Source organism: Pseudomonas gregormendelii (assembly GCF_017114825.1).
Taxonomy (GTDB): Bacteria; Pseudomonadota; Gammaproteobacteria; order Pseudomonadales; family Pseudomonadaceae; genus Aquipseudomonas; species Aquipseudomonas gregormendelii.
Genome location: NZ_JADEVO010000030.1, coordinates 69,116 through 78,678, shown reverse-complemented (window position 1 = coordinate 78,678; position 9,563 = coordinate 69,116). Strand labels below are relative to the sequence as shown.

General features: G+C 60.7%; 7 protein-coding genes. All 7 read right to left on the bottom strand.

Annotation, left to right across the window (positions count from 1 at the left end; all coding sequences use genetic code 11):
* Positions 1–167: 167 nt before the first annotated feature.
* Complete coding sequence (locus tag IMW75_RS19710; RefSeq protein WP_205893508.1) at positions 168–965, bottom strand: transporter substrate-binding domain-containing protein; 798 nt, start codon at positions 963–965, stop codon at positions 168–170.
* Between the two features lie 262 nt (positions 966–1,227).
* Positions 1,228–3,798: a glucans biosynthesis glucosyltransferase MdoH gene (gene mdoH / locus IMW75_RS19705; RefSeq protein WP_045061967.1), complete on the bottom strand. Its 2,571-nt coding sequence runs from the start codon at positions 3,796–3,798 to the stop codon at positions 1,228–1,230.
* A complete protein-coding gene (locus IMW75_RS19700; protein WP_205893507.1) occupies positions 3,791–5,605 on the bottom strand; it encodes a glucan biosynthesis protein in 1,815 nt (604 codons plus the stop codon). The genes mdoH and IMW75_RS19700 overlap by 8 nt, the downstream gene beginning before the upstream one ends.
* A 276-nt stretch (positions 5,606–5,881) precedes the next feature.
* The gene (dtd, locus tag IMW75_RS19695) at positions 5,882–6,319 is read right to left on the bottom strand and encodes a D-aminoacyl-tRNA deacylase (RefSeq protein ID WP_122841465.1); all 438 of its coding nucleotides are present in this window, start codon (positions 6,317–6,319) and stop codon (positions 5,882–5,884) included.
* Complete coding sequence (pip, locus tag IMW75_RS19690) at positions 6,316–7,287, bottom strand: prolyl aminopeptidase (protein WP_045061970.1); 972 nt, start codon at positions 7,285–7,287, stop codon at positions 6,316–6,318. The genes dtd and pip overlap by 4 nt, the downstream gene beginning before the upstream one ends.
* 108 nt (positions 7,288–7,395) lie before the next feature.
* A complete protein-coding gene (hutG, locus tag IMW75_RS19685; RefSeq protein WP_045061971.1) occupies positions 7,396–8,190 on the bottom strand; it encodes an N-formylglutamate deformylase in 795 nt (264 codons plus the stop codon).
* Positions 8,191–8,200: 10 nt separating this feature from the next.
* Positions 8,201–9,406 carry an imidazolonepropionase gene (gene hutI, locus IMW75_RS19680; protein ID WP_045061972.1) on the bottom strand — a complete coding sequence of 402 codons (1,206 nt, stop codon included), beginning with the start codon at positions 9,404–9,406 and terminating at the stop codon, positions 8,201–8,203.
* Positions 9,407–9,563: the final 157 nt, after the last annotated feature.

Here is a 9,563-nt window from a genome sequence, read left to right as displayed (position 1 = left end):
CGTTTCTTCATGTACTACAACCGCACCAGGCTCCACAGCTACAACAACTACCTGTCGCCAATAGCTATGGAGCAAAAAGCGGCATAAGCACCGTAAACGGTGTCCGGGATTGCTTGACCAGTTCAGCCTGCTGGCGATGGGAGCGGCGCGGTCTTACTGACCGAGCCTTATTCCATGTTCTTGAGCCAGGCGGTGTCCTTGAACCACTTGTCATGGATGCGATCGTAGGTGCCGTCTTCGTGGATCTGGTGCAGGAAGTTGTTGATGAAGTTGAGGCTGTCGTAATCACCCTTCTTCAGGCCAAAGGCCAGCGGCTCGTAGGTGAACGGCTTGTCGAGGAATACCAGCTTGCCGGCCCCGACCTTGTTCACGGCGACAACGTTGTACGGCGCGTCGTAGATGAAGGCATCGGCCTTGCCGTTGACCACGTCCAGCACAGCTTCCTGCTCGTTGTCGTAGCCGTGGTACTTGGCCTTGGAGATCAGCTTCTTCGCGACCATCTCGCCCGTGGTGCCGAGCTTGGAGGTGATGCGGTAGTCGGCGGTGTTCAGGTCCTTGTAGGACTTGATGGTGCCTTCCAGCTCTTTGCGGATCAGCAGTGTCTGGCCAACGACGATGAAGGGGTCGCTGAAGTTCAAGCGCAGGTTACGCTCCTGGGTCAGGGTCATGCCGCTGCCGATCATGTCGAATTTGTCGGTCATCAGCGCCGGGATGATGCCGTCGTAGCCGGTGGACACCAGCTCCAGCTTGACGCCCATGGCCTTGGTCATGGCTTTGAGGATGTCGACTTCGAAACCGATGATCTCGCCGCGCTTGTTGGTCATTTCGAAGGGCATGTAGGTCGGGTCCATCCCGACTTTCAGCGTGCCGCGCTTGACCGCGTCATCGATGGCACCGGCCTGCGCCGTGCTGACTGCAACCAATGCCGTGACGCCGACCAGCAGCATCGAAAGATACTTCTTCATCATCAAGTCCCCAAAACCATTGCGGTATGAGGCGCGCAAACAGCAGATTTCCCTGGGGAAACCGGCAGATACGAACAGAAAGTTGTCCGGGCGCACCAATTCGGGGACGGATGCTATCGCAGCCTTGAAGGATTTGTTAGACGCAAAAGCAAAAGATCGTCCGACCGCGGCCCGAGCCTCCGGCAGCTCCTACGGATAAAGCCTGTAGGAGCTGCCGGAGGCTCGGGCCGCGGTCGGACGATCTTTTTAGCCGGGGAATGCTTTATGCCAACTGAGGCTGCGCACTCAGCGGTTTAAGCGGCAGCAACGGAGCATGCGGATCGGCTTTCACCGACTTGCGCCACGCTTCCAGCCACTCAGGATGACCTTCGTTCCAGATTTGCTCGTGCAGGCGAGCCAGGGCCACCGGATCACTGAGCAGTTGCACGCGCTCATTGTTGTTCAGGCCATCCGGCCCGACTTTCAATGCGTGCCGCACTCGCTCGATACGCAGCCATTCGATCGGCTCCGCCTGACCGTGACGGGAGGTCGCCAGCGAACACGCCAGGGCGTTCTGCTGCGGGTCCACCACCGACCGGACAAAGCCGTCGTTCAGCGCGTGATAGCGGTTTTCGTGGGTGTACTGGTCAGTCGCCAGCAACGCCTGTGGCGGATTGTATTCCTCAGGGATCAGGAACAGGCTCTCGTCACGGGATTTGAGCCCCAGGCCAACCCGGCTGGAAATCACCGACACCGGAATCGACAGCATCAACGAACCGACGATCGGCACCAGCCACCACAGGAAGCTCGGGTTCAGCCAGATCACCAGCAGCGCCCAGAGGAAGCCCAGCAGCGTTTGCGGACCGTGGCGCTTGACCGCTTCACTCCATGGCGTCGAGTCATCGTCACGCTGGGGCGAGTTCCAGGTCGCGGCCCAGCCAAGGAACGCGGCGAGCACGAAACGCGTGTGGAAAATCATCCGCACCGGCGCCAGCAGCACGGAGAACAGCATCTCCAGCAGCATCGACAGGGTCACCTTGAACTTGCCACCGAACTCTTTCGCGCCCTTGGCCCAGATCAGGATGATGCTCAGCAACTTCGGCAGGAACAGCAGCACGATGGTGGTCGAGAACAGCGCGACGGCCTTGTCCGGGTGCCACTGTGGCCACAACGGATACAGCTGTCGCGGCTCCATGAAGTACTGCGGTTCCATTAGCGTGTTGACCGCCAGCAGCGCCGTCGACAGCACGAGGAAGAAGAACCACAACGGGGCCGACAAATAAGACATCACACCAGTGAGGAATACCGCCCGGTGAACCGGGTGCATGCCCTTGACCAGGAACAGCCGGAAGTTCATCAGGTTACCGTGGCACCAGCGACGGTCACGCTTGAGTTCGTCCAGCAGGTTTGGCGGCAGTTCTTCGTAGCTGCCCGGCAGGTCGTAGGCAATCCATACGCCCCAGCCGGCACGGCGCATCAGCGCCGCTTCGACGAAGTCGTGGGACAGAATCGCACCTGCAAACGCGCCTTTACCCGGCAACGGCGCCAGGGCGCAGTGCTCGATGAACGGCTTCATGCGAATGATCGCGTTGTGGCCCCAATAATGGGATTCGCCCAACTGCCAGAAGTGCAGGCCGGCGGTGAACAGCGGCCCATAGACCCGGGTGGCGAACTGCTGCATGCGTGCATACAGCGTGTCCATGCCCGATGCGCGCGGCGCAGTCTGGATGATCCCGGCGTCCGGCGTGGCTTCCATCAGGCGTACCAGGCTGGTCAGGCATTCGCCGCTCATCACGGAGTCCGCGTCGAGCACCACCATGTACTTGTAGTCACCCCCCCAGCGACGGCAGAAGTCGTCGAGGTTACCGCTCTTGCGCTTGACGCGACGACGGCGGCGGCGATAGAAAATCTTGCCGAAGCCCTTGGCTTCGCGGCAGACGTCGAGCCAGGCCTGTTGTTCGGCGACGCAGATGTCGGCATCGTTACTGTCGCTGAGCACGAAGAAGTCGAAGCGATCGAGGTCACCTGTGGCCGCTACCGACTCGAAGGTCGCCCGCAACCCGGCAAATACCCGCGGCACATCTTCGTTGCAGATCGGCATCACCAGCGCAGTGCGCGCATCCTTGGCGATCGGCTCATTACCAGCGCTTTTACCGGAAATACGGTACTTGTCGTGGCCGGTGAGCAGCTCGAGGAAGCCCATCAGCGCCGTCCAGAACCCGGCAGACACCCAGCAGAACAGAATCCCGAACAGAATCAGGATGCTGGTTTGCAGCGCATACGGCAGTACTTGCGTAGCCGTCTGCAGCAGCGGTTGGTGCAGGACTTCGTTGAGGTCGACGAACGACCAGCCCTGATACGGCATGATGCCTTTCATGTACCAGCCGGCAACGATGGTCTGGCCGAGCATCAGCACCAGCAGGATGTAGCGACGGATCGAACCGACGGTGCGCCAGCGAGCCGCCGGCAACACCCGTTCATCCTTCGGCGGGGCCGGTGGATTGGTGCGACCGGTCAGCCGGCGCCAGCCACGCACCAGGATATTGGTGCGCCATGGCTCCGGCACGACCTTGGTCCGACGGATCGGCGGGGTCGCCTTCAGGCAAACCCGACCGCTGGCGTCGAGCGCCAGCATTTGCGCGTCTTCCAGCTCTTCGGCCGTGCTCAGGGCCAGGCGCTTGCCGACCGAGGCCTGGGCGGCCTCGCTCGGCGCGTCGAACGTCGAAGACGACAGCCGCTGGTGCAGCTCGCTGAAAGACTGGCAGCCCGCGAGTTCCGCGCGCTGCTGGTCGGTCATCGGCAGATGCGCCAGATACTCGGCAAGCGTCTCTGGCTGTACTTGAGAATTACTCATCGGCAGGCAACTGGTAGCTCCAGGTCTCGGTCAGGACTTCTTCAGTCGGCGCCGATTCCGGTGTGGCTGGGGCCGCATCGGCAGCTGCAGGCTGCTTGGCGTCTTTGTTGGCCTTGTTGGCGGTATCCGCTACTGGCTTGGCATCAGCCTGCTTGGCCTCTGCCAGCTTGGTTTCCTTGTCCGCCTTCTCCTGCTGCTTGGCGGCAACCTTGTCGGCCTTGGCCACGGAGGAGCTGGAAACAGGCAACGAAGTCTTTGCCAGGTCCTCAGGTACGATGTTCTGCACCAGTGCAGCACGCATCTCGGTGGATTTACCCGGATCCTTGATCTTCATCCGCAGGGTCAGGCGCCAGCCCTTGGTTACAGGGTTGTAACGCACGCTGTTCTCGACCAGTTCGGCGTTGTCACCGACGCTGACCTGGCTGCGAACGTCAGTCTCAGGCGGCAGGGCTGCCAGGGACGGGCCTTCGAAGTCCACCAGGTAGGCAACGCTGCCGTCCGGCTGACGGATCAGGTTGGACTGCTTGACGTCACCGGTGGAACGCAGGGTCTGGCTGACCCAGGCGCTATCGGGTGCGTGCAGCGCCGCTTCATCGATCGTCCAGTGCAGGCGGTAGGCGACATCCAGCGGCTGGCCTGGCTCAGGCAGTTTTTCCGGACTCCAGAACGCCACGATGTTGTCGTTGGTTTCATCGGCAGTCGGGATTTCCACCAGGTCGACAGAACCCTTGCCCCAATCGCCTTTTGGCTCGATCCAGGCACTTGGGCGCTTGTCGTAGCGGTCGTCCAGGTCTTCATAGTGGCTGAAGTCGCGACCACGTTGCAGCAGACCAAAACCGCGCGGGTTCTCGACGGCGAAGTTGCTGACGGACAGGTGCTTAGGGTTGTTCAGCGGGCGCCAGATCCACTCACCGTTGCCGGCATGGATCGCCAGGCCGCTGGAGTCGTGCAGTTCACGACGGTAGTTGAGCACCTTGGATGGCTGGTTGGCGCCGAACAGGAACATGCTGGTCAGTGGGGCGATGCCCAGTTTGGTGACCTTGTCGCGCAGGAACATCTGCGCCTTGACGTCGACGATGGTATCGCTGCCCGGACGCAGGGTCAGGCGGTAGGCACCGGTCGCACGCGGGGAGTCGAGCAGCGCAAAGATCACCAGGTGCTTGTCACCCGGTTTTGGCTGTTGGATCCAGAACTCGGTGAAACGCGGGAATTCTTCGCCGGAAGGCAAAGCGGTATCAATGGCCATGCCACGGGCGGACAAACCATAGGTGTGACCCTTGCCGACGACGCGGAAGTAGCTCGCGCCCAGCATGGTCATGATTTCGTCCTGCTTGTCGGCCTTGTTGATCGGGTACAGCACACGGAAACCGGCATAACCCAGTTGCTCAGTGGCCTTGGGATCAAACTTGACGTCGCCGAAATCAAAACGACTTGGGTCGTATTTGATCTCCTCGACCGTATTGGCCGTGATTTCGTTGATTTTCACCGGGGTATCGAAGTGCATGCCCTGGTGATAGAACGACAGCTTGAACGGGGTTTTCTGATCGGCCCATTCGGCTTTTTCGGTGAGGAAACGAATTTTTTGATAGTCCGCGAACTTCATATCGCGGAATTCGTTCGGCAGATTACTGCGCGGGGCTTCGTATTTCTGCCCGGCCAGCTCTTTTGCCTTGACCGACACATCATCCAGACTGAATGCCCAAAGCTGGCCGGCGCTGAGCAGGCAAAGCAGTGCAGAGCCCGCTACCAGAGCGCTTCGTAGCCGTTTGGCAGACAATTTTGGTGCAATACAGGGACTAACAATCACGAGCAACCCTCGCCGAAAACAGATCAAAAAACCAACGGCCAGCTATCTATATGCCAGGTTGGCGAGCATTGTTCCGACTCCCATGGGGCAAAATGATTCCCCAACAGGTCCAGGACAAGTCTCTACCTAAGTCAAAATGGACCAACGAACGCTGATCCCCGTAGCGCGCGATTATCTAGTAGGCCGCGTTACAACGCATCAGGGGTAACAAAGTATTTATCGCGAAAACCCCCTGTTTCCGCTCGAAATGCGCTTAAAAAGATGTTTCAAGCGCTTTCAGGCCTGTAACAGGAAGGTGACCGGGCCATCATTGACCAGATACACCTGCATATCCGCGCCGAATCTACCTGATGTCACTGTGCCATGCATTTGTTTCGCTTTGCCTAATAGATAGTCAAAAAGCTCTTCGCCCAGTGCCGGAGGGGCAGCAGTCGAGAAGCTGGGGCGCAACCCGCTCTTGGTATCAGCGGCCAGGGTGAACTGAGAGACCAGCAGCAAACCACCGCACACATCCACCAAGGACAAGTTCATCTTGCCCTCGGCGTCACTGAACACCCGATAGTTAAGCAGCTTATGCAGAAGTTTGTCGGCGCTGGCCCGTGTATCGTCGGGTTCGACCGCCACCAGCACCAGCAAACCCTGGTCGATTGCACCGACCACTTCACCCTCCACCTCGACTCGCGCGCTGCTCACGCGTTGCAGCAGAGCCTTCATGCTTCTTCAGGCGACAGGTCGAGCATGCGGCGCGCCATCAGATCGGCGGCGCGCACCAGCGCATCGGTAATGCCCGGCTCGGAGGCGGCATGGCCGGCGTCACGAATCACCTGCAGTTCACTGTTCGGCCAGTTCTGGTGCAGTTCCCAGGCGTTATCCAGTGGGCAGATCACGTCGTAGCGGCCATGAACAATCACGCCGGGCAGATGGGCGATCTTGCCCATGTCGCGGATCAGTTGGTTAGGCTCGAGAAAAGCGTTGTTGGTGAAATAATGGCACTCGATCCGGGCGATCGACAAGGCTCGCTGGGGCTCCGAGAAGCGGTCGACGACCAGTGGGTTCGGGCGCAGGGTCGCGGTCCGGCCTTCCCAGGTGGACCAGGCCTTCGCCGCGTGCATCTGGGCAATCTGGTCATTGCCGGTCAGGCGCCGGTGGAACGCGCCGAGCAGATCCTCACGTTCGTCCAGCGGGATCGGTGCAATGTAATCCTGCCAATAGTCAGGGAACAGCCGGCTGGCGCCCGCCTGATAGAACCATTCGATTTCCTGCGGCCGGCAGAGAAAAATCCCACGCAGGATCAGGCCGTGAACACGTTCCGGATGGGTCTGCGCATAGGCCAGTGCCAGGGTCGAGCCCCAGGAGCCACCGAACAGCACCCATTTGTCGATGCCCAGGTGCTTGCGGATTCGCTCCAGGTCGGCGACCAGATCCCAGGTGGTGTTGTTTTCCAGGCTGGCATGGGGCGTGGAGCGACCACAGCCACGCTGGTCGAAGGTGACAATGCGATACAGATTCGGGTCGAAGTACCGACGGCTCTGGGCATCACACCCGGCGCCCGGGCCACCGTGGATAAACACCACAGGCAAGCCTTGCGGCGAACCACTTTCGTCGACATACAGCGTGTGGGTTCCATCGACGGCCAGATCGTGCCGGGCGTAGGGTTTGATCTGCGGGTACAAAGTCTGCATTGCGCGCTCCGTAAGGGGTCGAGGTCATCCCTGTGGGGACTTCTATTATTCTGCCGTCTGGCATCATAAACCCGAATTACGTGATTGAGCACGCGCGCGCAGTTGGCTTCAGTGCTTCTGGCCCCAAGCCAGCAACCCTTGCAATAACTCCCGAAGCACCACCTGCGTCGGTGCTGCCAGGTCCGGTCGATAGCGGAACGGCTCAAACTCTTCCATGTACGTGCACTGGCCCAGCTCCAGCTGCACCGCATGAATGTTTTGCGCCGGGTTGCCGTAATGCCGGGTGATGTGGCCGCCCTTGAAACGACCATTGAGCACATGGCTGTAATCGGTGTGGCGAGCGCAGATCGCTTCCAGTTCGGTGGCCAGCTGTGGGTCGCAACTGGCGCCATTGAAGGTGCCAAGGTTGAAGTCCGGCAGCTTGCCGTCGAACAGGTGCGGGATGATCGAGCGAATCGAGTGCGCATCGAACAGCAACGCGTAGCCGAACTCGGCCTTCAGGCGCGCCAGTTCGTTCTGCAAGGTGCGGTGATACGGCGTCCAGATCTGTTCCAGATAGGTCGCCCGCTCTGCCGGTGACGGTTCCATGCCTTCGCTGAACAAGGGGATGCCGTCGAACAGCGTGGCCGGGTACAGACCGGTGGTCGCCCCGGCGTACAACGGCTTGTCGTCAGACGGTCGATTCAGGTCGATGACAAAGCGCGAGTACTCGGCCGCCAGCGTGCTGGCGCCCAATTCAGCGGCAAACTCATAGAGCCTGGGAATGTGCCAGTCGGTATCCGGCAGGCTGCGCGCGTCAGGAATCAACCCGGCCTCGACCGCGGGAGTCAGGCGCAGGCCCGCGTGGGGCATGCTGATCAGCAGCGGCACACGACCTTGTTGGAAATTCAGAACCTTGTCCACAGCTGCTCTCCTATACGCTCGTTTCGACGCCGTGGCGCACGACGCGTTTTTCCAGATCGCCGCCCAGCCAGTACGACAGGTCGGCAGGACGATCGATTTGCCAGGCCACAAAGTCCGCGACCTTGCCGGCTTCCAGCGAACCATGGGTGCCGGCCATGCCCAATGCCGTAGCGGCATGGATGGTCGCGCCGGCGAGGGCTTCTTCGGGGGTCATGCGGAAGCAGGTGCAGGCCATGTTCAGCATCAGGCGTAACGACAGCGCCGGCGAAGTGCCCGGGTTGAGGTCGCTGGCGATGGCGATTTTCACGCCGTGCTTGCGCAGGGCTTCCATGGGCGGCAATTGGGTTTCGCGCAGGAAGTAGAACGCGCCCGGCAGCAGCACCGCGACGGTGCCGGAAGCCGCCATGGCGATGGCGTCGTCTTCGTCCATGAACTCCAGGTGGTCGGCGGACAGCGCGTGGTAACGCGCGGCCAGGCTGGAGCCGTGCAGGGACGACAATTGCTCGGCATGCAGCTTGACTGGCAGGCCGAGCCCCTGAGCAGTGACGAACACACGCTCGACCTGCTCTGGCGAGAACGCCAGGTATTCGCAGAACGCGTCGACCGCGTCCACCAGGCCTTCGGCGGCCAGAGCCGGAAGCATTTCAGTGCAGATGTGCTCGATGTAGGCGTCGGCGCGATCAGCATATTCGGGAGGCAAGGCGTGAGCGGCCAGGCAGGTGCTGCGCACGCTGATCGGCAATTCGGCGCCCAGGCGGCGGATCACCTGCAGGATCTTGCGTTCGCTGGCCAGGTCCAGGCCGTAGCCGGATTTGATCTCTACCGTAGTTACGCCGTCGCGCATCAGGCTTTTGAGTCGCTTGGCCGCGCTGGCGAACAGTTCATCTTCACTCGCGGCACGGGTGGCGCGCACGGTGCTGGCGATGCCCCCGCCCTGGTTGGCGATTTCGGCGTAGCTCAAGCCTTGCAGGCGCTGTTCGAACTCGCCGCTGCGGTTACCGCCGAACACCGTATGGGTGTGGCAGTCGATCAGGCCTGGCGTAACCCAGGCCCCATTCAAATCGTTGACCGCCGGGTAGTCGCCTGCCGGCAGGTCGGCACGTGGGCCAATCCACTCTATGAGCGCACCGGACGTCACGATGGCCGCGTCCTCGATGACCGAGTAGACGCCTTGCGCCATGGTTGCGACGTGGCAGTGTTGCCAGAGCGTTTTCATCCCGAGTTCCTCGTCTTGTTCAAAATCGATTCGCGAGCAAGCCCGCTCCCACAAGAGATACGCATTCACCTGTAGGAGCTGTCGAGTGCAACGAGGCTGCGATCTTTTAATAAGCAAGATCAAAAGATCGCAGCCTTCGGCAGCTCCTACATGAGCG

Coding starts and splice junctions, on each gene's coding strand:
- dtd (WP_122841465.1), bottom strand. CDS start 6,319: ATGAAGGCTCTGCTGCAACGCGTGAGCAGCGCGCGAGTCGAGGTGGAG.
- hutI (WP_045061972.1), bottom strand. CDS start 9,406: ATGAAAACGCTCTGGCAACACTGCCACGTCGCAACCATGGCGCAAGGC.
- IMW75_RS19710 (WP_205893508.1), bottom strand. CDS start 965: ATGAAGAAGTATCTTTCGATGCTGCTGGTCGGCGTCACGGCATTGGTT.
- pip (WP_045061970.1), bottom strand. CDS start 7,287: ATGCAGACTTTGTACCCGCAGATCAAACCCTACGCCCGGCACGATCTG.
- mdoH (WP_045061967.1), bottom strand. CDS start 3,798: ATGAGTAATTCTCAAGTACAGCCAGAGACGCTTGCCGAGTATCTGGCG.